Origin of the sequence: Novosphingobium sp. SG707 (assembly GCF_012275515.1) — a bacterium.
Taxonomy (GTDB): domain Bacteria; phylum Pseudomonadota; class Alphaproteobacteria; order Sphingomonadales; family Sphingomonadaceae; genus Novosphingobium.
In genome coordinates this window covers 18,706-42,010 of sequence record NZ_JAAZQL010000004.1, presented here as the reverse complement: position 1 = coordinate 42,010, position 23,305 = coordinate 18,706, and the positions used below count along the sequence as shown (strand labels likewise).

General features: G+C 63.8%; 18 protein-coding genes and 1 tRNA gene. 10 read left to right on the top strand and 9 right to left on the bottom strand.

Features of this window, described 5'->3' with window-relative positions:
- Positions 1-74 precede the first annotated feature (74 nt).
- Positions 75-1,676, bottom strand: a complete 1,602-nt coding sequence (locus FHW92_RS12590) for a globin-coupled sensor protein (protein WP_168603637.1) — start codon at positions 1,674-1,676, stop codon at positions 75-77.
- A 269-nt stretch (positions 1,677-1,945) separates the two neighbouring features.
- On the opposite strand from FHW92_RS12590, the gene FHW92_RS12585 reads away from it, so the two are divergent.
- Together FHW92_RS12585 and FHW92_RS12580 are read left to right on the top strand one after the other, a co-directional pair.
- On the top strand, positions 1,946-2,161 hold the full coding sequence (locus FHW92_RS12585) for a hypothetical protein (protein ID WP_168603636.1): 216 nt from the start codon (positions 1,946-1,948) through the stop codon (positions 2,159-2,161).
- A 13-nt stretch (positions 2,162-2,174) separates the two neighbouring features.
- Positions 2,175-3,161, top strand: coding sequence for a hypothetical protein (locus tag FHW92_RS12580; protein ID WP_246870139.1), 987 nt, complete (start codon positions 2,175-2,177; stop codon positions 3,159-3,161).
- A 63-nt stretch (positions 3,162-3,224) separates the two neighbouring features.
- On the opposite strand, the gene FHW92_RS12575 is transcribed toward FHW92_RS12580, so the two are convergent.
- Positions 3,225-4,631 carry a Mur ligase family protein gene (locus FHW92_RS12575; protein WP_168603634.1) on the bottom strand — a complete coding sequence of 469 codons (1,407 nt, stop codon included), beginning with the start codon at positions 4,629-4,631 and terminating at the stop codon, positions 3,225-3,227.
- Positions 4,632-4,745: 114 nt separating this feature from the next.
- Between FHW92_RS12575 and FHW92_RS12570 the strand changes: the two genes are divergently transcribed.
- The 3 genes from FHW92_RS12570 to fabG all read left to right on the top strand — a co-directional run bounded on the left by FHW92_RS12570 (position 4,746) and on the right by fabG (position 7,357).
- The gene (locus FHW92_RS12570; RefSeq protein WP_168603633.1) at positions 4,746-5,558 is read left to right on the top strand and encodes an LD-carboxypeptidase; all 813 of its coding nucleotides are present in this window, start codon (positions 4,746-4,748) and stop codon (positions 5,556-5,558) included.
- A gap of 107 nt (positions 5,559-5,665) precedes the next feature.
- The gene (gene fabD / locus FHW92_RS12565; RefSeq protein WP_168603632.1) at positions 5,666-6,601 is read left to right on the top strand and encodes an ACP S-malonyltransferase; all 936 of its coding nucleotides are present in this window, start codon (positions 5,666-5,668) and stop codon (positions 6,599-6,601) included.
- A 3-nt stretch (positions 6,602-6,604) separates the two neighbouring features.
- The gene (gene fabG, locus FHW92_RS12560) at positions 6,605-7,357 is read left to right on the top strand and encodes a 3-oxoacyl-[acyl-carrier-protein] reductase (protein WP_168603631.1); all 753 of its coding nucleotides are present in this window, start codon (positions 6,605-6,607) and stop codon (positions 7,355-7,357) included.
- A gap of 53 nt (positions 7,358-7,410) precedes the next feature.
- On the opposite strand, the gene recF is transcribed toward fabG, so the two are convergent.
- Positions 7,411-8,493: a DNA replication/repair protein RecF gene (gene recF, locus FHW92_RS12555; RefSeq protein WP_168603630.1), complete on the bottom strand. Its 1,083-nt coding sequence runs from the start codon at positions 8,491-8,493 to the stop codon at positions 7,411-7,413.
- Positions 8,494-8,684: 191 nt separating this feature from the next.
- Here recF and FHW92_RS12550 point away from each other — a divergent pair, with 191 nt between their 5' ends.
- A complete protein-coding gene (locus FHW92_RS12550) occupies positions 8,685-8,888 on the top strand; it encodes a PspC domain-containing protein (RefSeq protein WP_168603629.1) in 204 nt (67 codons plus the stop codon).
- 278 nt (positions 8,889-9,166) lie between these two features.
- Here the strand turns inward: FHW92_RS12550 and FHW92_RS12545 are convergent, their stop codons facing one another.
- Both FHW92_RS12545 and FHW92_RS12540 read right to left on the bottom strand, forming a co-directional pair.
- The gene (locus FHW92_RS12545; protein WP_168603628.1) at positions 9,167-9,913 is read right to left on the bottom strand and encodes a queuosine precursor transporter; all 747 of its coding nucleotides are present in this window, start codon (positions 9,911-9,913) and stop codon (positions 9,167-9,169) included.
- A gap of 90 nt (positions 9,914-10,003) precedes the next feature.
- Positions 10,004-12,823, bottom strand: coding sequence for a TonB-dependent receptor (locus tag FHW92_RS12540; RefSeq protein ID WP_246870138.1), 2,820 nt, complete (start codon positions 12,821-12,823; stop codon positions 10,004-10,006).
- 248 nt (positions 12,824-13,071) lie between these two features.
- On the opposite strand from FHW92_RS12540, the gene FHW92_RS12535 reads away from it, so the two are divergent.
- Positions 13,072-13,148 (top strand) — tRNA-Arg (locus FHW92_RS12535).
- 17 nt (positions 13,149-13,165) lie between these two features.
- On the opposite strand, the gene FHW92_RS12530 is transcribed toward FHW92_RS12535, so the two are convergent.
- The 3 genes from FHW92_RS12530 to FHW92_RS12520 form a co-directional block, all read right to left on the bottom strand.
- Complete coding sequence (locus FHW92_RS12530; protein WP_168603627.1) at positions 13,166-14,164, bottom strand: PHB depolymerase family esterase; 999 nt, start codon at positions 14,162-14,164, stop codon at positions 13,166-13,168.
- A 126-nt stretch (positions 14,165-14,290) separates the two neighbouring features.
- Positions 14,291-15,577 (bottom strand): ATP-binding protein, encoded by a 1,287-nt coding sequence (locus tag FHW92_RS12525; protein WP_168603626.1) that lies wholly within the window; start codon positions 15,575-15,577, stop codon positions 14,291-14,293.
- Positions 15,574-16,269: a response regulator transcription factor gene (locus tag FHW92_RS12520; RefSeq protein WP_168603625.1), complete on the bottom strand. Its 696-nt coding sequence runs from the start codon at positions 16,267-16,269 to the stop codon at positions 15,574-15,576. Before FHW92_RS12520 ends, FHW92_RS12525 begins: the two co-directional genes overlap by 4 nt.
- Before the next feature lie 117 nt (positions 16,270-16,386).
- On the opposite strand from FHW92_RS12520, the gene FHW92_RS12515 reads away from it, so the two are divergent.
- Genes FHW92_RS12515 through FHW92_RS12505 form a run of 3 tightly spaced genes read left to right on the top strand, consistent with a single transcriptional unit; the run spans position 16,387 to position 22,047 of the window.
- On the top strand, positions 16,387-17,838 hold the full coding sequence (locus tag FHW92_RS12515) for a TolC family protein (protein WP_168603624.1): 1,452 nt from the start codon (positions 16,387-16,389) through the stop codon (positions 17,836-17,838).
- Positions 17,835-18,917 carry an efflux RND transporter periplasmic adaptor subunit gene (locus tag FHW92_RS12510; RefSeq protein WP_168603623.1) on the top strand — a complete coding sequence of 361 codons (1,083 nt, stop codon included), beginning with the start codon at positions 17,835-17,837 and terminating at the stop codon, positions 18,915-18,917. The genes FHW92_RS12515 and FHW92_RS12510 overlap by 4 nt, the downstream gene beginning before the upstream one ends.
- Before the next feature lie 4 nt (positions 18,918-18,921).
- Positions 18,922-22,047 (top strand): efflux RND transporter permease subunit, encoded by a 3,126-nt coding sequence (locus FHW92_RS12505; protein WP_168603622.1) that lies wholly within the window; start codon positions 18,922-18,924, stop codon positions 22,045-22,047.
- Here the strand turns inward: FHW92_RS12505 and FHW92_RS12500 are convergent.
- Positions 22,044-23,276 carry a diguanylate cyclase gene (locus FHW92_RS12500; RefSeq protein ID WP_168603621.1) on the bottom strand — a complete coding sequence of 411 codons (1,233 nt, stop codon included), beginning with the start codon at positions 23,274-23,276 and terminating at the stop codon, positions 22,044-22,046. The genes FHW92_RS12505 and FHW92_RS12500 overlap by 4 nt on opposite strands.
- Between the last annotated feature and the right edge of the window lie 29 nt (positions 23,277-23,305).

The following is a 23,305-nucleotide window of genomic DNA, read 5'->3' as shown; positions in this document are numbered from 1 at the left end:
GCATGGATAGAAACGGGGACCGGCGGGAAAAATTAAGATCGGCGCCATGATTTTTGGGCCTGCCGGGCCGATGCTCAGAATTCGGCCCAGTCGTCGGCTTCATTGGCCGCTTCGGGCGTCGGTTGAACGGCCAGCGCGCCCTCGCTGCGCGGCACGGGGACCAGTTTGGGGCGGGATTTGGCGCGGGGCAGGGGGATCGGGGCGGGCGACAGCTCGGCCAGCGAGGTGAGGCTGTTGCCCGCCGTGCGCTCGATGCGGAAACGCGCGACCAGCTGCGCCAGCTCCTGCGCCTGCGAGGCAAGGCTGCGCGCGGCGGCGGTGGCTTCTTCGGCAATGGCGGCGTTGGCCTGGGTGTTGCGGTCGATATCGCCCACCGATTCGTTGATCTGCACCAGATTGCCCGCCTGTTCCCGGCTCAGGCTGGCGATGGTGATGGCAAGGCTGGCGATATCGGCCACCTTGCCGGTGATGCGCGTAAAGGCCTGGCCCGATTGATCGACCAGCGAGACGCCGCGCGTCACCTGATCGACGCTGGTGCCGATCAGGCCGCGAATGTCCTTGGCTGCCTCGGCGCTGCGCTGGGCCAGCGCGCGCACTTCGTTGGCGACCACGGCAAAGCCCTTGCCCGCATCGCCCGCGCGCGCCGCCTCGACGCCCGCATTGAGCGCAAGGAGGTTGGTCTGAAAGGCAATGCCGTCGATGACATTGATGATCTGGGTGATCTCGCGGGCCGAGTTTTCGATGCTGGCCATGGCGTCCACCGCCTCGCGCACCACTTCGCTGCCCTTTTGCGCCTCGTCCTGCGCCTCGGAGACGCTGGCCTCGACCCGGCTTGCGCCTTGCGCGGCATCGCTGATGCCATGGGTCAGGCTGTTCATCGCGGCGGTGGTTTCCTCCAGCGTGGCGGCCTGATGCTCGGTGCGGGTTGAAAGATTGTCCGACGCGCTGCGGATTTCGGCCGAACCGGCGCTGATCGTTTCCACCGCCGCCGTGACGCCATTGAGCGCGGCATTGACCGCGCGGCGCATGGCCTCAAAATCTTCCTGCAATTTGGCATAGCCGGGCGGCAGGTCGGTCAGCGAATGGGTCATGTCGCCATTGGCCATGGCCTCCAGCGCATGGGAAAGGCTGTCGACCACGCTCTGGCGCTTGGCTTCCTCGGCGCGGAAATAGGCGCCCAGCGCGATATCCATGTCCATGATCGCCAGTTTCACCAGCGTGGCAATATCCTGCGCCATCGCCCGCCCGCCCAGGCGACCGGCCAGCGATTGCCCCACCATGCCCTTGATCACATCCTGAAGGATCGTGGCATAGGCGCCGGTGTACCATGTCGGCTCCAGCCCGATGCGGGCGTGGACATCGCCAATATGGCTGGCGCGCTGGAAATAGGATTGGGATAGCCCCCCGGTGTTCTTTTCAAACAGATCGACCCAATGGGCATATTGCTTGTCGCGCGCGCTGCGGGCCGAAGTGCTGGTAGGGAAAAAACTGGCTATGGCCGGGGTGTTGGCCACGCGGCCATAGAAACGGTCCAGAGCGGCCGGAGCGAATTTGCGCAGCGATCGGGCGATGCGGGAAAACGCACCGTAATCCTCGTGCTGTACCTCAAAAAACTCGACCCTCAATTCGAGGGTTTCGGTTGCGCTCTTCGGATGGTTTGACCGGGGATCGTTCATCTCTTTTCCTTGCGATCAATCGTTTTAAACGAATGGATTTCCAAAAGGAGCGCGTTTTAAACGAAAGGGTTGGTCGGGTCGGAAATCCTTTACAGTAATCGCGTTTAACATCCTTGGGGCGCGTTTTACGGGTAATTGCCCAGAGCGGCGGATTTTCCCCATTCTCCAAAATACGCTGGAATACCGAGTTCGTGTTCAGCCGAATGTAAAAAGCCAAAGGGTTACTCAGGCGCAGCAACAAAGAGTGCAGACTTGCGAAGGGGAACCTAATGGCCCTGCCATCCAAATCGGCGCCATGCTGGCAAAAATTGGCCAATGGCGGATTGAAAAAACTGCGCACCACCAATCTGGGCGCGCAAATGCTCAGCCAACGTCTGGAAATGAGCAAGCTCACGCCCGCGCAAAAAGCTGATGAAGTTTATGATTTCTTTGTAAAATGGGAAAGAGGACTGGCCAATGAAATCGCACAGCTTAGCTCCATCTGACTTCGCTGACGCGATGGCCGGGCGCATCAATGCGCTGGTTGCGCTGGACGATGCGATTGCCTTGATCCGCGCGGGCGCGCCTTTGGCCATCGCCGGGCGCAAGGAAGCGCTTGACCAACTGCCCGCGGGCAACTGGATCGGGGGCACAACGCCCTATTTCCTGACTGCCGAGGGCGGCGAAATGATTGATGCCGGGCGGGTTTTCGTTACCGATTTCTCGGGCCTGGGCGCGGTCACCTCACATCATTACGGCGCCGATGCGCTGCAGGATATCACCGAGGAAGCGCCCGAGCATGGTTTTGCCCTGGCCATCCTGCCGTTTCAGTCGCAGGCCCATCAGCGCTTTGCCAAGGAAGCGGGCCAATATCCGCTGGCTTTCCTCAAGCCCACCGTGGGCTGGATCGCGGGCTTCGACCTGGGCGAGGAGGGGGCCGGTGCCTATGTCTATGACGGATCGGGCAGCGGTGCGCAAAGCGATGGCGCGGCGGTGCTGCAGATCCATCTGCCTGAAGGCATGATGCCGATCGTCGAGATCGTGAACATCTTCTCCTCCGACGGTGTAGACATCCTGCGTTTCGAAGAAGCCAGTTTCTCACCCCATGACGTGATCGTGAACGGGCAAAAGCGCCTGTTTGCCGACTATATCCGCGAGCGCGGGTTTGAAGGCGGGCAATTGCCGCTGGTGGGCGACTATTCGGGCGCGCGCATCAATGCCTCGCTGCGCGCGGTGGGTGACAAGACGGTGGATCTTTATGCCCCGGTGTTTCCCGGCATCGATTATGCCTTTGCCGCCCCGGTGGAGGATTATCCTTCCGCCTTTGCCGCGCAATTTGCCGAACATGACCATGATGGTGCGATGTGGTCGTGCAACTGCATCCTGAACTATCTGTTCGGCGGTCTGGAAGGCAGGACGGTGGGCGGCGTGGCCGGTCCCGTTACCTTTGGCGAAATCGCCTATCAACTGGTCAATCAGACACTGGTGCAGGTGCGCGTCATCTGAACCCTTGCATCTGATGCGGAAAGGGGCGCGGGACTGTCTCCCCTCGCGCCCCTTTTTTGCATCTTATCCAATCTGTTCCAGCAGGTTTTTGGCAAAAAGCGTGAGCGTGTCGTCGCGCGCGCCCATCACCACGATACGGTCGCCCGGCCGTGCCTCCTGCGCCAGATAGGCCGCCACATCATCACGCGCGGGAATATAGCGCGCCCGATCACCGATCAGATCGACGATCCGCTGTGAACCCTGCGTGCGGTCCACCGTTCCGCCGAAATAGACCGGATCGCACAGGATCACCTGATCCTCGCCCTCCAGCAGGCGGGCGAAGGTCTGGGCCAGTTCATGCCCCATTTGCCGCAGCGGACCATAGCCATGCGGCTGGAAAAACGCCAGAATACGCCCCGGATGCGCTTTGAGCGTATGCAGCGTGGCGCTCACCTTGTCCGGGTTATGGCCGAAATCGTCGATCACGGTGACGCCGTTCGCGCTGGTGCCGACAATATCGAACCGCCGCGCAAGACCTGTGAAGCTCTCGATGGCGGCCACGCCCTGCGCCAGCGCCACGCCCGCCGCATCCGCCGCCGCCAAGGCCGACAGCGCATTGGCCAGATTGTGCCGCCCCGGTACGCGCAGCGCCAAGGCATAGGTCGCCCCATCGCGCCGGTCGATGAGCGTGGCGGCGATCGTCGTGGGCGTTTCCGCAATCGATCCGGGCGCGATGCCAATATCGGCCTGTTCATGGCTCAGCCCGAATGTCACCACACGCCGCGCCCGCGCGATCAGCGCGGCGCTTTCCGCATCGTCAATATTGACCGCGGCCACATCGGCGCGGGCCAGAAAATTGCCAAACAATTCAAGCAATTCTTCCAGACTCTTGTGATCGAGGCTGACATTGTTGAGCACTGCCACGGTGGGATTATAGAGCGCAATCGAACCGTCGCTCTCATCCACCTCCGACACAAAGACGCCGCCCGCGCCCACCCGCGCTGATGCAAAGGGCGCATCGGGGGCGACGAAATTCTTCATCACCGCGCCGTTCATGATCGTGGGGTCGCGCCCAGCCTGCGTCATGATCCAGCCCGCCATGCCGGTGACGGTCGATTTGCCGCTGGTGCCGCCGATGGCAATGCGCGCCGGGGCCGCGTTGAACAGGGTGGAGAGCAACTCGGCCCGGCTCATCCGCGCACAGCCCAATTCGCGCGCGCGCACGACCTCGGGCACGCTGTCCTCCACCGCCGCGCTGGCGACAAGGATCTGCGCCCCATCGCGCATCCCGCTGCCGTCCTGAGGGAACAATTCAAATCCAAGGCTTTCCAGCCATGCGAATTTTTCCGGGGTGCGGCCCTGATCCCGGCTGCGGTCGGACCCGGCCACCTGCGCCCCCATGCCGCGCAGGATCAGCGCCAGCGGCAACATGCCCGATCCGCCAATGCCACAGAAAAACCACGGGGTCGAAATGAGCGCGTCCTTGTCCATCCGCGCGGGTTAGGATGTGGCGCGAACAGAAGCAACCGGCGTCTTTGCCTGTCGCATCGCTAAAGGCAAAAAACCGGTTCCCACTTTTTTGCGCGATGCTTTATGCCCTCGTCCATGACCCGAATTGCCATTTGCGCCCCCGCTTGCCCGATCACGCCTGAAGATGCCGCCCGCGTCGAGGCCATCGCGGGCGATTATGGGGTGAGTGCTTATTTCCACCCGCAATGTTTTGCCTCGGCCGGGCATTTCGCGGGGGATGACGCGACCCGGCTTGCCGCCTTCCTCGATTGCGTGAATGATCCGGGCTTTGATGCGGTCTGGTTCGCGCGCGGCGGTTATGGCAGCAACCGCATCGCCCAGAGTGCGGTGGCGCAACTGTCCGCTCCGGCCGGGCACAAGCGCTATATGGGCTATTCGGACATGGGCTATCTGCTGGGCGCGCTCTATCGCGCGCGGGTGGGTTTGGTGTGCCATGGCCCGATGGTGGCGGATGGCCGTCGCATGGGTGGAGAGGCCGCGCTGCGCCGCGCTTTGGGCTTTTTCGGCGGGGAGAGGCAGGGGCTCGAACCCTCGCTGGCCGGAGAGAAGCATCCGGTGGTGGCCCTTAACCTGACCACGCTGGCCATGCTGGCGGGCACGCCGATCATGCCGGGGCTGGCCGGTCATGTGGTGATGATCGAAGAAGTCAGCGAATATCTCTATGCCATTGACCGGCTGATGTTTCATGTGACGGCGCATTTGGGCGGCGTGGCGGGGGTCCGGCTGGGGCGGGTGTCGGATGTGCCTGATAATGACCGGCCCTTTGGCAAGGATGCACAGGCCATCGTGGCCGACTGGTGCGCGCGCCATGCCATTCCGTTTTTGGGCGAGGCGGATATCGGCCATGACGCGGACAATCGCATCGTGCCGTTTGGCACGCAGACATAAGGCATGCCGTTTGGCACGCAGGCATAGAGCGTGCCGTTTGGCCTTGCTTCTGGCGTCCATCCGCAATAACCCGCGCCCACTTTGCATTTATCAGGGATTATCGCGCAATGCGGGCTTTCGTTTTTCCGGGTCAGGGCAGCCAGAAGGTTGGTATGGGCGTCGAGCTGGCGGCGGCCAGCGCCGTGGCCCGCGAAGTGTTCGAAGAGGTCGATGACGCGCTGGGCCAGAAGCTCTCCGCCATCATGGCCGAAGGGCCCGAAGACGCGCTGACGCTGACCGAAAACGCGCAGCCCGCGATCATGGCCAATGCGATTGCCACCTTGCGCGTGCTGGAGGCCGAGGGCGGCATCCGTCTGGCCGACAAGGCCGATTTCGTCGCGGGCCATTCGCTTGGCGAATATACGGCCCTGTGTGCGGCGGGGGCTTTCTCGCTGGCCGATACGGCGCGGTTGTTGAAGCTGCGTGGGACTGCGATGCAGGCGGCGGTGCCAGTGGGCGTGGGCGCGATGGCGGCTCTGTTGGGCGCGGATATTGAAAAGGCGTCCGCTCTGGCGGCGGCTGCTGCCGAGGGCGAAGTCTGCACCGTGGCCAATGACAATGATCCGGGTCAGGTCGTCCTTTCCGGCCACAAGGGCGCGATTGACCGCGCCATCGCCTTGGTGAAAGAACATGGCATCAAGCGCGGCGTGGCGTTGCCGGTGTCGGCGCCTTTCCATTGCCCGCTGATGCAGCCTGCTGCTGACGCGATGGCCGAGGCCTTGGCGCGCACCGCGCCGGGCGCGCTCTCGGTCGCGCTGTTTGCCAATGTGACCGCCGATGTCGTGACCGATCCGGCGCTGGTGCAAAAGCTGCTGGTCGAACAGGTCTGCGGCCGGGTGCGCTGGCGCGAAAGCGTAATCGCCATGCAGGCAGCGGGCGTCACCGAATTCGTCGAACTGGGCGGCAAGGTGCTGGGGCCGATGATCGGCCGCACCATCAAGGATGTGAAGATTACCAGCGTGGTGACGATGGCCGACATCGAAGCGCTGCTGAAGGAGATTTGAGCGATGTTTGATCTGACGGGTATGACCGCGCTGGTAACAGGCGCGAGCGGCGGCATCGGTTCTTCGGTGGCGAAGGCTTTGGCCGGGCAGGGCGCGCGTCTGGCGCTGTCGGGCAGCAACCAGGCCAAGCTGGAAGCCTTTGCGGCGGAGCTGGCCAAGGACTCTTCAGCCGATCACATCTGTCTGGTGGCCGATCTGTCGGACAAGGACAGCGTGGAAGGGCTGATCCCCGCCGCTGTGGCTGGGTTGGGCAAGCTCGACATTCTGGTCAACAATGCCGGGATCACGCGCGACAATCTGGCCATGCGCATGAAGGATGATGAGTGGGATGCCGTCATCCGCATCAACCTTGAAGGCGCCTTCCGCCTGATGCGCGCGGCCACCAAGCCGATGATGAAGGCCCGCTTTGGCCGTATCATCAACATCACCAGCGTTGTGGGCGCCACGGGCAATCCGGGCCAGATCAACTATGCTGCCGCCAAGGCGGGCCTTGTCGGCGCGTCGAAATCGCTGGCGCAAGAATTGGCGAGCCGCAATGTGACGGTGAACTGCGTTGCCCCCGGCTTCATCCGCACGGCGATGACCGATGTCCTGCCCGATGCGCAGAAGGAAGCGTTGAACGGCCGCATTCCGATGGGCCGCATGGGCGAGGGCGAGGATATCGGCGCTGCTGTGGCCTTCCTGGCCTCGAAGGAAGCAGGCTATGTGACCGGCCAGACGCTGCATGTGAATGGCGGCATGGCGATGTTTGCCTGATAGGCGGATGTTTGCCTGAGATTTGGGGCGGGGGCGTCTGCGCGCTTCCCGCCCTATTCCTTTCTGACGCTGCCCTCGGCCACGTGCCACTGTGCCGCCTTGCCCTTCAGCGCATCAAAGGGCGCCAGTTCCGTGCCGGTCATCCACACCTGCGCCGCGCCTGCCTCCAGTCTTTCGAACAAGGCGCCCCGCCGGATCGGGTCAAGATGGGCGGCCACTTCATCCAGCAGCAGCAGGCGCGGGCGGTCTGTGTCCCCCGACAATTCCGCATGGGCCAGCGTGATGGCGATCAGCATCGCCTTTTGCTCGCCGGTCGAACATTCGGCGGCGGGCTGGTTCTTGGCCGCCATGGTTACGCCAAGGTCATCCCGATGCGGGCCGGTCAATGTGCGCTGGGCCGCGCGATCCCGGCGGCGTTGGTCGCGCAGCGCCTGCGCCAAGGCGTCCGCATCAATCGGCCCGCCCGCCTGATAGGTCAACGCGGGCCGCGCAAAGGGCGAGGGGGGCAGGGTTTCGAGCTTGGCGTTAAGCGCCTCAATTAGCCGCGCCCGCCCGGATGCCAGCGCCCCGCCCGCCTCGGCAATCTGCGCTTCGATGGCATCCAGCCAGCGCGCATCAGGCTCCTGCGGGGCGGAGAGTAGGCGGTTGCGCTCGCGGATCGCGGCCTCGGTGCGGGCGGCATGGGCGGCATGGGCCGGGTCCAGCGCCAGCGCCAGACGATCGACAAAGCGCCGCCGCCCGCCCGGCGAATCCATGAACAACCGGTCCATCGCCGGGGTCAGCCAGAACAGGCCCAGCCATTCCGACAGCGAAAGCGCGCTGGCATCCGCGCCATTGACGCGCACGATGCGGCGGCCCGGCTTGTCCGGCGCGGTGCCTGTGCCAAGGCGCACGCCCGCGCCATCGCGCAGCAGGTCCCCCGAGACCGCAAAGGCGCCATCGCCCGCCTGCCCCGCCATATCGGGCAGGGCGGCCCGGCGCAGCCCGCGCCCCGGCGCAAACAGCGAAATGGCCTCAAGGATATTGGTCTTGCCCGCGCCATTCTCGCCCACCAACAGGTTGAACTTGCCCGTACCCTCCAGCGCGGTAGCGCGGTGGTTGCGGAACCAGCCCAGACGGATGCGATCAAGCGCCATGGGCCGGGCTGTAGCCGGATTGGGCCGCCGGGGCCAGCCTTGGTGAAAAATGCGAAGGCTTGGGATTTTGCGCCATATAGGATGCCGCAGGAATGGCCGTTTTTCGGGCGTTTCGCCAATTGGCACGGGCCATGCAATTCCCTCTGCACAGGCGGCGGCCACCGACCGGCCCCGCACCAAGGAGAAAAACCATGAACAATTACGACCCGATCCGCCCCACGAATGGCTTTATGCTTGACCGCCGCAACAAGAAGATCTTTGGCGTCTGCTCGGGGATCTCGACCTATTTCGGGCTGGATGTGACGCTGGTGCGCGTGGCCTTCGCGCTGGGGGCGATCCTGGGGTTTGGCTCGTTGTTTCTGGTTTATCTGGCGATTGCGTTGATTGCTGATTGATGGGTGGGGTTTGGAGGAGTGCATTGCCTCCGGCGGGCAAAGGGTCTCGACCCTTTGCAATCCCGTTACTGTCCACGTTGCGGTTTGGGGTTGACCGAAGATGGCCCCTGCCATGTTCGAATTATAAAGCCTGCGGCGCTTTTAGGGTGACTTCGCCGCGCCGCAGGCTTTCAAATCCTTGCGCCTAACGCGACGCTGAGAATGAAGCGCCACCCCATTAATGGGATTGCAAAGGGTCGAGACCCTTTGCCCGCCGGAGGCAGACTCTCTTTAAACCCTTAAACCTCCGCCGCCTTGGCAAAGGGCGAGAATTTGGTGTCCGTATCGAACACCTCCACCCCTTCGCGCTTTTTGAGGAAGCCCACGACCCAGTAGGTTGCAGGCGTCAGGATCACTTCCCAGCTCACCTTGATGGCCCATTGGGTCCATGCCACCTGCATCACCTGTGCCCCGGTCCAGCCATCGGCGGCGTAGAAGGCGAGGGGGTAGAAGAGCGCGCTGTCTACCGCCTGACCAAAGACAGTAGAGCCGATGGTGCGGGTCCACAGTTTTGAGCCGTTGGTCAGGATCTTCATCTTGGCAAGGACGAAGGAATTGACGAATTCCCCCGCCCAGAAGGCCGCGACCGAGGCAAAGACGATGCGCGGGGTTTGGCCGAAGACGCTTTCATAGGCGGCCTGGCCGGTCCATCCCGCGTCGGGCGGCAGGGCGACCACGACCAGGCTCATGAACACCATGAAGAGCAGCGCCCAGAAGCCGACCCAGATGCAGCGGCGGGCGTTGGCATAGCCATAGACCTCGGTCAGCACGTCGCCGATGATATAGCTGATGGGAAAGAACATCACGCCCGCGCCAAACGGCCATGGGCCGATAAAGGGCAGGTCCACCACCGCGCGCTTGCCTGCGCCGATCAGGTTCGAGAGCAGCAGGATGGTGACGAAAGCCGCCATCACATAGTCGAAATAGCGGAAATGGCGGCGCGCGCCTGCGCTGCCTTCGAGGCGGAAGAGGGGGGATTGGCTCATGGCGCCAAGCTAACCTGCAATATTGCATTTGCGCAAGAAAAAGGGCGCCCCGGATGGAGCGCCCTTTGGTTCATCAACCCTGATCCGTCATCAGAAGTTGAAGCGCACGCCCCCGGTGAACCGGCGGCCGAAGCGTTCCCATTCGGTGGTGTAGTTCTGACTGAAGGTGGCCGAACCGCCGCTGGCGTTGATCAGCCCGCTGGGATCGACAAAGCGGCGGCCGGGCTGGTTGAGCAGGTTCAAGGCGTCGAAATAGATCGAGAGGCGCTTGTTGATCTGATAGCGGGCCGAGAAATCCATTTCATCATCCGCCGCCCAATAGCTGTCGCCGCCCGCCGAAAGATCGTCACCGATCGCATCGAGCCATTTCGAGCGATACTGATATTGCAGGCGCAGGGTCAGGCCGTATTTCTCATAATAGCCGCCAAGGTTGTACACCATGTCCGACGTGTTGGGCAGGCGCACCTTGCGGGCGGCAAAGCCGTCATAGGCCGCCTTGGTGACCGAACTGTCGTTCAGCATCAGGTTGGCGTTGATGCCGAAACCGCCCATCCAGTCGGGCAGGCCCGCCTTTTGCATCCAGGGTTCGAGGCTTTGCTGAAAGGCCACTTCCAGACCCATCAGATGGCCGCTGCCCGCATTGTTGATGCCGCGGAACGTATAGTTCGAACGGTCCACCCCGCCGCTGTTGAGCGAATCCGAGCCATAGGTCCGCACCGAAGTGTAGAGGACGTTCTCGACCTTTTTGTAATAAAGGCCCGCCATCAGGAAGCCGCTGGGGCGCATATACCATTCGAAATAGGCGTCCACGCCATAGGCGCGCTCGGGCTTGATGGCGGGATTGCCGCCCGAAATGGCCTGATTGGTGTCGCTGATCACCACATTGGGGCGCATCTGGTCATAATCGGCGCGCGCGGCCCCGGTGGTAAAGGACAGGCGCAGCTTCTTGGTCTGATCGACGTTATAGTTGAGATGCAGGCTGGGGAAGGCCAGCAACTGGCTGGATTTGGCGCTCAGGTCGCGGGTGCTGACCGCGCCGGTGGTGCTGGTGATCGTGGCCACGGCATTGCCGGTGTTGGTGATGTTTTCAAGGCGCACACCGGCAAGGATGCTGCCCCAGTCATAGCGCAGCGTGCCCATCAGGAACCCGGCATAGACCTGTTCGCGCACCCGGTAATTGTTGTCGGTTACGGGCACGCGGGCATAAAGCTGACGCGCCTTGTTCGAGGCGTCGCGCATCTTGGCGGTGTCGAAATAGTGGAACGTGTAGCCCATCGCGATCTTGCCCATAAAGGGCTGATTGGACAGGAAGCTGCTGTAATCGCTCAACCCCAACGCGGCCAGATTCGAGGCGCCCGAGACCGAAATCTGCATTTCATTGGCGGTCTTGGTGCGCTGGTCATACTGGAAACCGGCCTTCAGCGTCAGATTGCCGCCCAGAAACTCGGTCTGCTTCGACAGGACCAGGCGGCCCGTATAGGCGCGGGTCATGTCGATGGCGTCCAGCAGAGTGAAGGAGGAAGCCGGTTTCGTGAATGTGTCGATGTCGGTCACGCGCGTGCCCGCCGAGAGCAGGCCGCCCGAGCTGTTGGTGGTGTAAAGGTTGAGCGTCGAGATATTGGGATTGGTGTAATCATAGGACACGGTCGGCCGCGCGGTCAGCGTGCCGGGGCTGTCCCATGTCGCCTCGCCCACGACCGAGCGGTCATCTTTGCTCTCGGTGTAATTGCCCGCCCAGTTCAGTTTCCAGCCGCCGTCGAATTCATGGCTGCCTTCCAGCGTGTTGGTGAAGATCGACTGGCGGTAGGCGCGCAGGGTGGAGCGCTGGCGGATGTCGATGCCATAGATCGTGCCCTTGGTCGGCGTGTTGCCCGAGCAGACATCGGCATAGGCCGAGGTGGCATAGGAGGTCTTGACCGACGTGTCGCAGGCCGCGCTGGCGTTGCTCAGCGAGGATTGCTTGTCATCCATGTCGAAGCGGTAATTGTCGCGCGCCTCGTCATCGGAAAAGATGGTGTAGATGCTGCGGAAAGAGATCGTGTTGCGCTCGTTGGGCTTGTAATCCAGCCGCCCCGACACCGACCAGTTCTTGCGCGTCAAGCGATAGAGCTTGTTCTCGCTTTCGGCCACCCAGATGCGGTTGGCATTGCCGGGACGCTTGTCCTGCGACACGTTTTCCCAGTCATTCTCGAAATTGTCGGTCACCATGTCGCGCTGGTAATAGCTGCCCGAAAGGAGCACGCCCAGTTCGCCTTCGCCCACCTTGAAACGGTCGGAAAGCACCAGCGAGCCTTCATATTCCGGGCGGTCGCCATATTCCTGCTGGCCATACCCGGCCTTGCCGTTGATGTGCAGGCCATTGAAATCAAAGGCCGAGCGCGTGACGACATTGACATTGCCCGACACGGTTTCGCCCGGCATTTCGGGCGTCACGGCCTTGTTGATGATGATCTTGCCCGCAATGGCCGAGGGCACCGAGTCAAAGCGACTGTCGCGCCCTTCGGGGCTGACCACATTGATGCCGTCGAACGACAGCGTGGTCCAGTTCTTGGGCCCGCCGCGCAAGCTGATGTAGCGCGCCTGCCCCTGATCGCGCTCCACCGCCACGCCGGGCAGGCGGCCTGCGGCCTGGGCGATGTTCTGGTCGGGCAGGCGGCCCACCGCGTCCGATGCGGCCACGGTCACCAGCGAATCGGACAATTGCTGAACCTTGAGCGCGGCGGCTTCGGATTCGGCAATCGGGCGCGCGCCCTGCACCACGATGGACTGGCCATCATCGGCGGCATCGGCGACATCGGGTGCGGGATTGGCTTCGGCGGCCTGCGTCGCCATCGGAAGGAACATGGCCGAGCAGAGCAAGGCAAAGCGCGCGCTCCGCATGGCGCGGCGCGCGGTGAAAACAGACGTCATGATATGCCCCGTTATTTGGTCAGAACTCGAGCGGGGGGCTAGGGATGGATTTTGACAATTCTGTTCCGGTCCTGTGACAGGAAATGTCATAAAAGATGATTTTATGATCTTTATATATTGTTGAATTTATATGTTTTTTATAGTAAAGGCGCCAGTGTCCACATCGGGTCGCGATCCACCTTTGCGCATTGCTGCCTTTGTCGCTATGGGGAGGGCGTCATGCGGCAATCCGCCCGTTCATGACATGCGCGCCCGTAGCTCAGCTGGATAGAGCACGAGCCTTCTAAGCTTGGGGTCACAGGTTCGAACCCTGTCGGGCGCGCCAATTTCAAAGGGTTGGGTTCAACTGGTCAGGCGCTGAACCATCGCGCGGATGACCGACAATTGCGCCCCGTTCTGCGTCTGGAAATTCAGCCCGCTATAGCCCCACCAGTCCCAGCAGCCCTGCGGATTGGCCGGAAAGGTGCTCTTGTTGACCTGGGGATAGAGCGTGATGATGCGATTGGCATCGGCCCACGCGTTATAGCCCAGCCGGTTATAGACCGCATCGCTCACCAGATCCGCGCTCTGCAGACAGCCATGGAAGACGACATGCACGGCGCAAGGGACGCCGCCGTCGCGGCAGGCGGAGGGCACATAGACATAACCGGTAGGCGCCATGCCGCTGCCGGTGGCGCCGGGAAACTCGCTCTGGTCAAAGGGGATGGGCTGGGCCGAAAGGGTCGCGGGTTTGGGGCGCAGGGGGCCGTAAATATGCGACAGGATTGCGCCGGGTTGATCGTAATACTGCGCGCCCACCTTGCATTCATTGACATAGGGCGCGGCATTGGCTCCGCAGACGCTGCCGAAATTGCCCGACAGGAAAGCATGGCCCGCGGGCGTATTGCGGACATAGCGCAGGCTGGCCGCAGGCACGCGCGCGGCGGCGTAAAAGTCGCGCACCGCATTCATCGCGCTTTGTTTGACCACGATGTCCTTGGTGCCGCTGAACAGATAGACTTTGTGTTTGGCGATATTGGCCACAGGATCGACCATGCCGATGGCGGCAAAGCTGCTGGCCGCGCCATAGGAGGCCGCGCCGCTGGGGGCGCCCTGCATACAGGTGGTGATGCCGCCCAGATTGACCCATGCGCAATTGTATGGCCCTCCGGCGACCACACCGACGCCGATCACGCTGCTTGAAAAAGCGACATCATATTGCACCGCCATAAACGCGCCCGAGGACAGGCCCGAAACCGAAACCCGCGCCGGATCGGCATGAAGGGCGGGCAATTTATCGGCCGCCGCCGCCGTGGAGGCAAAGGAAAGCAGAATGAAAAAGGCTGTTCGACCCATGCGCATGATGACCTCCACAAGAAAAGGATCAAGGTTGCAGGTAATTCGATTCGCCGTTTCATCCATCCTCTTATGGCGCCAGAGTAACACCGGCCCATGACGGCATAAATAAGGGAATGCGCCCCGCCTTTGTTAACTGAGCGCGGCGGCTTCCTCCCATCGCGCGGGCAGGGTGATGCGTACCCGCAGGCCCCCTCTGGCGCGGTTTTCGGCTTCAATCGTGCCTTCATGCACGATCACCGCCCGCTGCGCGATGGCCAGGCCAAGGCCAAATCCACCCGTCTCACCTTCGCCCCGGTGGAAGGGTTCGAACAGGCGGTCGATCTGATCGGGGGCCACGCCGGGGCCTTCGTCCTCGATGGTGACGACGATCCGCTCGGGTTCCTCGGACAGGGTGACGCCGATCGTGCTGCCTCCGGGCGAAAAGCGCAGCGCATTGCGCAACACATTTTCAAACGCCCGGCGCAGCAATTCGGCGTCGCCCGTCACATCGGCATGGAAACCCTCGGGCATGCTGGCATGGCGCGACAGGTCGATGCGGACATTCTTGGCCTCGCTCTCAAAGCGGACATCGGCCAGAATATCCTCGATCAGCGCGCGCAGATGGACGAAATGCTCCGGGCTGGCGCTGGCGCTTTCCAGCCGCGAGAGGGTGAGCAGACTGCCCGCCATGGCGTCGAGACGGCGCGCTTCCTGCTCGATCCGGTCCAGCGCCGTGACCGCCCCTTCGGGCTTTTGCCGCGCCAGCGCGATGGCCAGTTGCAGCCGGGCCAGCGGCGAGCGCAATTCATGCGACATATCGTCAATCAACTGGCTGCGCGAAAGCACCAGTTGCTCGACCTTTTCGGCCATGCCGTCGAAATCGCGGGCCAGATCAGCGATTTCGTCGCGCCGCCGCCCCATCCGCGCGGCCAGACGCACTCCCAGATCGCCGCGCGAAAACCGGTCGAGCCCCTCACGCAGCGCCCGGATCGGCAGCGAGAGATAAAGCCCCAGAATGGCCGCAAAGATCAGTCCGGACAGGACGCCGCTGATATAAAAGATCAGGGGCGGGGCAAAGTGGTCCTTGTCGAACCTTTGCGGCAGGCGATAGAAAATGCGCCAGCGGCGGCCATCGGGCGCGGTGGCCTGCGCCGTGGTGGCGCGCACGCCTTGGGGCGCCTGCACCCCATCGGGGGCAATCACCAACGTGGGCATCGGCCCGTTCAGCAAGCCTGCCGGGATGGCCTGCGGCCCCTCATGCGTGATGATTGCGGCGGCCATCTGTTCCAGCCGGGGCGCGGCATAGCGTTCCAGATTGTCCGCCCAATAGGGATGATCGCGTTCCAGAACGAGGAACAATGTCCAAAGGCCCGCCAATTGGGCAAAGAACACACAGCAAAAGGCGGTGAAGATCTTCCAGAATAGCCGCCCCTTCACGCCGCCTGCTCCAGCCGCCAGCCGATCCCGCGCAGGGTGGCGATGCGCAGGCGCTCGCCGCTCGCCCGCTCCAGCTTCTGGCGCAGGTTCGAGATGTGGACGTCGATCGAGCGGTCATAGCTTTCCCGCCGCCGCCCCAGCAGGCGCAGCGACAATTCATCCTTGGTCGACACCCGCTCGCCCGCGCGGATCAGGATTTCGAGCAGGTTGAACTCGGTCGCCGTCAATTCCAGCGCCATGCCTTCCCATCCGGCCCAGCGCCGCGCCGCATCCAGCGAAAGCGAGCCCAGCCGCAGATGATCCCCATTGGCCGCCCGCCGCGCCGGGCGCCGCAGCACCGCCCGCAGCCGCGCCACCAGTTCGGGCGGGAAATAGGGCTTGGCCACATAATCATCCGCGCCCAGCTCCAGCCCGATCACCCGCTCGGTATCGTTGCTTTTCGCCGTCAGCATAATGACGGGCACATCGCTGGTGCCCCGGATATGGCGCAACAGGTCGATGCCATTGCCGCCCGGCAGCATCACGTCGAGGATCACCGCGTCATACAGGCCCGACAGCGCCGCCTCGCGCCCGCCCGCCGCATTATGCACCGCACGGCAGGCAAAGCCTTCGCCCTCCAGATACTCGGCGAGCATCTGGGTGAGGGCGGCATCATCATCGACCAGCAGAATGTTGAAGGCGGGAGTTTCCATGCAGCATTGCTTTTGACGGTTTGCGTCGCGCTTGTCCCGCCCGATTTACACAAACCTTACACTTCACTTGCGAAGTCCTGACCCGCAAGCCGCGCGCGTGCTGGCATAAGTGGCGCCATGATGCGACGTATTCCATCCCTCCTGACGCTGCCTGTGTTGGCCCTGCTGGCCGGGTGCAGCGCGAGTTCCGTGTCCCGGCCCAACCTGACGCTGCCCCAGCGATTCGCCGCTCCGCCCGAGGCCCATGCGCCCGGCGCCGAGGCGCTCGACCGCTGGTGGCTGCTGTTTTCCGACGATCAGCTTGCTGCGCTTGAAGGGGAGGCGTTGGCCCATGCCCCCGATGCGCGTTCGGCGCTGGCTGTGCTGGACGAGGCGCGGGCGACCCGGTCCAAGGCTCTGCTGGCCTATGACGTGCAGGGCAATGCCTCCGGCTCGATCACGCGGGGCCAGACCACGATCAGCGGAATGAGCGGGGCAGGGGCTTTCCTGATGACCCCCACCGGCGCGACCACCACCAGCGCGGGAAGTTTCTCACCCTCGTGGGAGGTGGACCTGTTCGGCCGCCGCGATGCTGCGCGTCAGGCCGCCGATGCCGATCTGACCGCCGCCACTTTCACCTATCACGCTGCGCTGCAAAGCCTGACCGCACAGGTGGCCAGCAATCTGTTTCAGGCGCGCGGCCTCTCGCTGCAACTGGCCGAGGCGCGCGACAATCTGCGCGTGGCGCGCGAACTGGCCGATATTGGCCAGCGCAAGGCCAAGGCGGGCATCGGATCGCAGGTTGACGCCGACAGCCTGCTGGCCGACCGCGCCACCGCGCAGGCCAATGTACTCCAGCTTGAGGCGCAACTCTCCGTCTCGCGCCAGACCTTGCTGGTGCTGATCGGGCGGGCGGGGGCGGCTCCTGAAACGCTGGCGGTCGATGGCGCGTTGGGCGCTCCGCCCGATGTGCCCGACGCCACGCCCGCCACGCTGCTGGTGCGCCGCCCCGATGTGATGCAGGCCGAGGCGCGGCTGCGTTCGGCGATGGGCACGCTGCGGCTCGATTCGCTGGCCCTGCTGCCCAAATTCACGCTGCAAGGCACCACCAGCATCAGCGCCATTGCCGGGCCTGCGGGCTATACCACCTCGCTGTGGTCGCTGGCCGCCGGGGTGGCCATGCCGGTGTTCGACCGCGCGCGCCTGCTGGGCGAAAGGCGGGCGCAGCGGGCAAGGGCCGAGCAGGCCGCCATCGCCTATGAAAAGGCCGTCCAATCCGGCTTTGGCGAGGCGCAGAACCAATTGGCCACCTATGGCGCGGATCGCGCCCGCCTTGCCCTGCTGACCGAGGCCGAGGCGCGTGCGCATCACGCCTTTGACGGCCAGAACGCGGGCTATCGCGCGGGCGTGGTCGATCTGACCGCGCTGCTGACGGCCGAGCGCACATGGCGCAATGCGCGCACCTCGCTCTCGGCGCTGCGCGCCACGACGATGAGCGATGCCGTCAATGTTTTCAAAGCGCTGGGCGGGGGCTGGACCCCGCTCGACCCGAACCACCCTGTTAATTCTTTCCCGGATCAAAAACCATGAACGCCCGTCCGCTTGTTCTCGTCGCCCTCATCGCGCCTGCCTTTCTGGCGCTGGCCGCATGCAGCAAGTCCGAGGCGCCGCCCCCCGGCGCCGACACGCCCCGCGCGGTGCCTTTTGCCATGGTGGCGCGCGTACCTTTGGGCGCGGGCATCAATGTCAACGGCCGCCTTGTCGCGCGGGAGGAAGCCGCCGTTTCCAGCCAGCTTTCGGGCTATCTTGTGGCCCGCGTGCTGGTGGATCAGGACGCGCTGGTGCGGGCTGGCCAGCCTTTAGCCGAACTGGACGCCACCTTGCTGCGCGCCGATATCGCGCAAAGCCGCGCCGCTCTGGCCCAGACCCGCGTGGCCGCCGACAAGGCCGATCAGGAATCCTCGCGCGTGACCGCGCTCGACCACACCGGCGTGCTCTCCGACGAAGCCATTGCCCAGCGCCGCCTTGCCGCGCGCACGGCCCATGCGCAGGTCGACCAATCGCAGGCGCAATTGTCCGCGCAACTGGTCAAGCAAGGGCTGATGGTGGTGCGCGCACCGGTTTCGGGCCGCATCCTGACCCGCACGGTGCGCCCCGGCGATGTGGCCTCGCCTTCGACCGTGATGTTCACCATGGCGCGCGATGACCGCGCCGAACTGGACGCGGAAATCCCCGAGGAAGTGCTGGGCGGCATCCATGCGGGCGATCATGCGCGGGTGCGCCTCGCCTCGGGCCGCTGGGTCGACGGCACGGTCCGCCTTGTGGCCGCGCAGGTCGATGCGCAGACGCGCCTTGGCCGCGCCCGCATCCTGCTGCCGGTGGACCGTGAAATCCGCCCGGGCGGCTATGCCCGCGCCGAACTGGCCGGAAAGCCGATGCCTGTGCTGGCCGTGCCCGAGGCGGCGGTGTCCTATGACGGCAATGGCGCCTCGGTCACGGTGATCGAGGCCGGCGACAAAGTGCGCCGCGTGCCAGTGAAAACCGGCGCGCGCGGCGGCGGCATGATCGAATTGACCCAGGGCCCGGCCGCAGGCACCCGCGTGCTGACCGGATCGCAGGACTTTGTGCTGGACGGCGAAAAGGTCCAGCCGGTCCGGAAGGGAAACTGATCCCATGAAGATTTCCGCATGGGCGATCCGCCACCCCATTCCCGTCGCCGTCATCATGATCGCGCTGACGCTGGCGGGCATTGCGTCCTATATGATGCTGCCGGTCAAGCGCTTTCCCAATGTCGAATTTCCGGTCGTTTCGGTCACCGTTACGCAAAGCGGCGCCGCGCCCAGCGAGATGGAGCAGCAGATCACGCGCCCCATCGAGGACGCGCTGACCGGTATCGCAGGCCTGCGCCATACGACATCGAGCGTGCGGCTGGGATCGTCCTCCACCAGCGCCGAGTTTGAAATCGGCACCGACATGCAAAAGGCGGTCGAGGATGTCCGCACCGCTGTCGAGCGCACCCGCCCCGTTCTGCCCCAGGGCATTGATGCGCCCAGCGTGCAGCGCGTCGATATGTCCTCGGCCCCGATCCTGACCTATGCGGTCAGCGCGCCGGGGATGAGCGCGGTCGATCTGTCATGGTTTGTCGATGACACCGTCGCCCGCGCGCTGCAGGCCCAGCGCGGCGTGGCGCAGGTGAAACGCATCGGCGGCGTGGCGCGCGAAATCAATGTCAATCTCGACGTTGACCGGATGATCGCGCATGGGGTCACGGCCTCGTCAATCAACACCGCGCTGGCGCAATTCCATCGCGACGACAGTGGCGGCCGCGCCGAGGCGGGCGGGCGCGAACAGACGATCCGTGTGCTGGGCTCCTCGGCCACGGTCGATATGCTGCGCGAGCTGAATATCCCGATCAGCGCGACGCAATATGTCCGCCTTGGCGATCTGGCCACGATCACCGACAGCCATGCCGAAGAGCGCGGTTTTGCTCGCCTTAACGGCCACCCGGCCATCGCCTTTCAGGTGAGCAAGACCACCGCCGCCAGCGACGTTTCGGTCGAGGACGGCGTGGACCGCGCGATTGCCAAGCTGAGCGCGGAAAACAAAGGCATTGCCATCACCAAGGTCGTTTCGACCGTGGCTGATACGCGCGCCTCCTATCAGGCGACGGTCCATGTGCTGATCGAGGGCATGTTGCTGGCCGCGCTGGTGGTGTTCCTGTTCCTGCGCGACTGGCGTGCGACGGTGATTGCCGCGCTGGCCATGCCGCTCTCACTGGTGCCCACTTTTGGCGCGATGATCCTGTTTGGTTTCAGCCTGAATATCATTACGCTGCTGGGTCTGACTTTGGTGATCGGCATTCTGGTCGACGATGCCATCGTGGAAATCGAGAATATCCAGAAGCGCATCGAGGGCGGGGCCTCGCCCTATCGCGCCTCGCTGATCGGGGCCGATGCGATTGGTCTTGCGGTGGTGGCGACCACGGCAACGATCATCGTGGTCTTTGCGCCTGTCTCTTTCATGGGCGGCCAATCGGGCCAGTTCTTCCGCGAATTCGGGCTGACCGTGGCGGTGGCGGTGTTCTTCTCGCTGCTGGTGGCGCGTTTCGTCACCCCCTTGATGGCGGCCTATTTCCTCAAGCCTTCGACGCATAGCGAGCCGCCGCACCGGTTGCGCGGCGCCTATCCCAAGGTTTTGGACTGGGCGCTGGCCAATCCCAAATCGACGGTGGGCATCGGCATCGGCGTGTTTGTCGGCGCGCTGGCGATCGCGGCCACGATCCCCATCGGTTTTCAGCCGACCGGCGATCCGGGCTATTTCTATCTCTCGATGCAGGGCACGGCGGGCGCCACCCATGACACGATGGACAATGCCGTGCGCGATGTGACCGCGCGGCTGCGCAAGATGCCCGATGTCGAGCGCGTCTTTGCCCAGGTCGGTTCGACCACCACCAGCGGACCGGGCGGCGGTGGCAGCGGATCGGATCTTCAGACCGGCACACTGACCGTGGTGCTCAAGCGCGACCGCTCGAAGACGACGGACCAGTTCCAGCGTTCGATCACCGGCCTGTTGCGCCAGATCCCCGAAGTTCGGCTCAACAATCAGGGCGGTTTTGGCGCGGCGGGCGTCGAGGTGGTGCTGGCAGGCCGCGATGGTGATGCGCTGGCCCGCGCGCAGGCCGCGTTGCTGCGCGAGATGCGGGGGATGAAGACCACGCTCGACCCGCGCCCTGCGCCGCCGCCATCGGCGCCTGAACTGATTATCCGCCCTCTGCCCGATGCGGCGGCGCGGCTCAATGTTTCGTCTCAGGCGATTGCGCAGGTGGCCCGGATTGCGACCATTGGCGATATCGACGCCAATGTCGCCAAATTCTCGACGCTCCAGCAACGCCTGTCGATCCGGGTGCGTCTGCCCCATGATGCGCGCGTCGATCTGGACCAGATCGGCAATCTTCAGGTGCCCACGCTCAACGGCAAGATGACGCCGCTCCGCACTGTGGCGGACCTGTCGATCGCTTCCGGGCCGGGCCAGATTCAGCGCTATGACCGCGAACGCCGCGTCTCGGTTCAGGCGGACCTGAACGGCACCACCATCGGGCAAGCGCTGAATGAAGTGTCGAAGCTGGACGCGATGAAGCATCTGCCGGCTGGCGTGCATGAGGCCAAGACCGGCGACAGCGAGGCCATGGCCGACCTGTTCGGCGGGATCGTGGGGGCCATGGCCTCGGGCATTTTGATGATCTATTTCGTGCTGGTGATGCTGTTCCACAGCTTCTTCAAGCCGATCACGATCCTTTCGGCCCTGCCGCTGACCATGCTGGGTGCCTTTGTGGCGCTCAAAGTCACCGGCATTGCCATCACGCTGCCGGTGCTGATCGGGATGCTGATGCTGCTCGGTCTGGCGGCGAAGAACTCGATCCTGCTGGTCGAATTCGCCATCGAGGACGAGCGCGCGGGGCAACCTCAGCGCGAGGCGATCATGAACGCCTGCCGCGAGCGTGCGCGCCCCATCGTGATGACCACGGTGGCCATGGCGGCGGGCATGTTGCCCACGGCGCTGGGCATTGGCGAGGGCTCGACCTTTCGCCAGCCCATGGCGATTGCGGTGATCGGGGGGCTGATCAGCTCGACCATGCTCTCGCTGGTGATGGTGCCGGTGGTCTATGAATTGATCGATACGCTGGAAATGCGGCTGCGCCCGCGTCTGGCGCGCCTGATCACGCCGCGTGCGCCGGGCGATGATGATCCCATCGAGCCGGGTCAGGTCACGGTGGTCAGCATGACGCCGGACCGGGCCTAGGCCGCCCACCGCCATGTGTTGCGGCCCTGCTGTTTGGCCAGATAGAGCGCGGCATCGGCGCGGGTGATAATGTCGCCCACGCTGCGGTCGCGCTCTGAACCGATGGCCAGACCGGCGCTGGCGCCGATGCGGATGATCTGGCCGCGATAGCCATAGGTTTCCATCATGGCGCGCAGCACCCGGTCCACCGCGCGGCGCGCATCGGCGCCATCGGTGTTGCGCAGGATGACCGCAAATTCATCGCCCCCAAGGCGCACCACCGCATCCTCATTGCGCACCAATTGGCGCAGCCGCCCGGCGGCCTCGACCAGAATGGCGTCGCCCGCAGCATGGCCATAGGCGTCATTGGCCTGTTTGAAATGGTCCAGATCGAGCATGATGATCCCGACCGTGCTCAGATCCGTGGTCGCAATGGTTTTGACATAGCGCTTCATGCCCCGCCGGTTCAGCAATCCGGTCAGCGCATCGGTCGAGGCTTTCTTTTCCAGATGCACGACCTGCGCGCGCTCGTCGGTAATGTCGATCACGCTGCCGATCACCTGTTCAGGACGACCATGGTCGTCCAGCAGCATTTGCCGGTGGCAACGGAACCAGCGGACAGAGCCGTCATGGATGCGGATGCGATATTCGGTGACGCTGCGATCCACGGCGCCCGAGAGCAGGGGGCGCAGGCTGGCCGCGCGGCGGTCCGAGGCGTCGACAAGACATGCATGTTCGAGATAGGTCTGCGCCGTCGCCTGATGGCCGCCAACCAGCCGGATAAACTGCTGCGATGGGGTAAAACGGCGCGTGGCGATGTCATATTGCCAAATGCCGCAATCCATCATTCCCATCGCCAGCGAGAGCTTGGCATTGGCCTGGGCCAGCGCGTGTTCGGCTATTTTCCGCTCGCTGATATCGACGATCTGCGAGACGAAAAGCTGCGCCTTGCCATCTGCATCGCGCACGGTCGCCACGCTCAACACGCCGTGGGCGATGCTGCGATCCTTGCGGAAATAGCGCTTTTCCATGCTGTATGTGTCGATTTCTCCGGCGATGACGCGGTGGAACTGGGCTTCGTCGGCGTCAATATCCTCCGGGTGAGTGATGGCGCGGAAATCCATATTGGTGATTTCGCCCGGATCATAACCCAGCATCCGGGCAAAGGCGCTGTTTACCGCCAGCAGGCGCCCTTGCACATCGACCAGCGCCATGCCGATCGCCGCGACTTCAAAGGCAATGTCGAACATCGATTTGCCCAAAACCGGGGTGGCAGTGT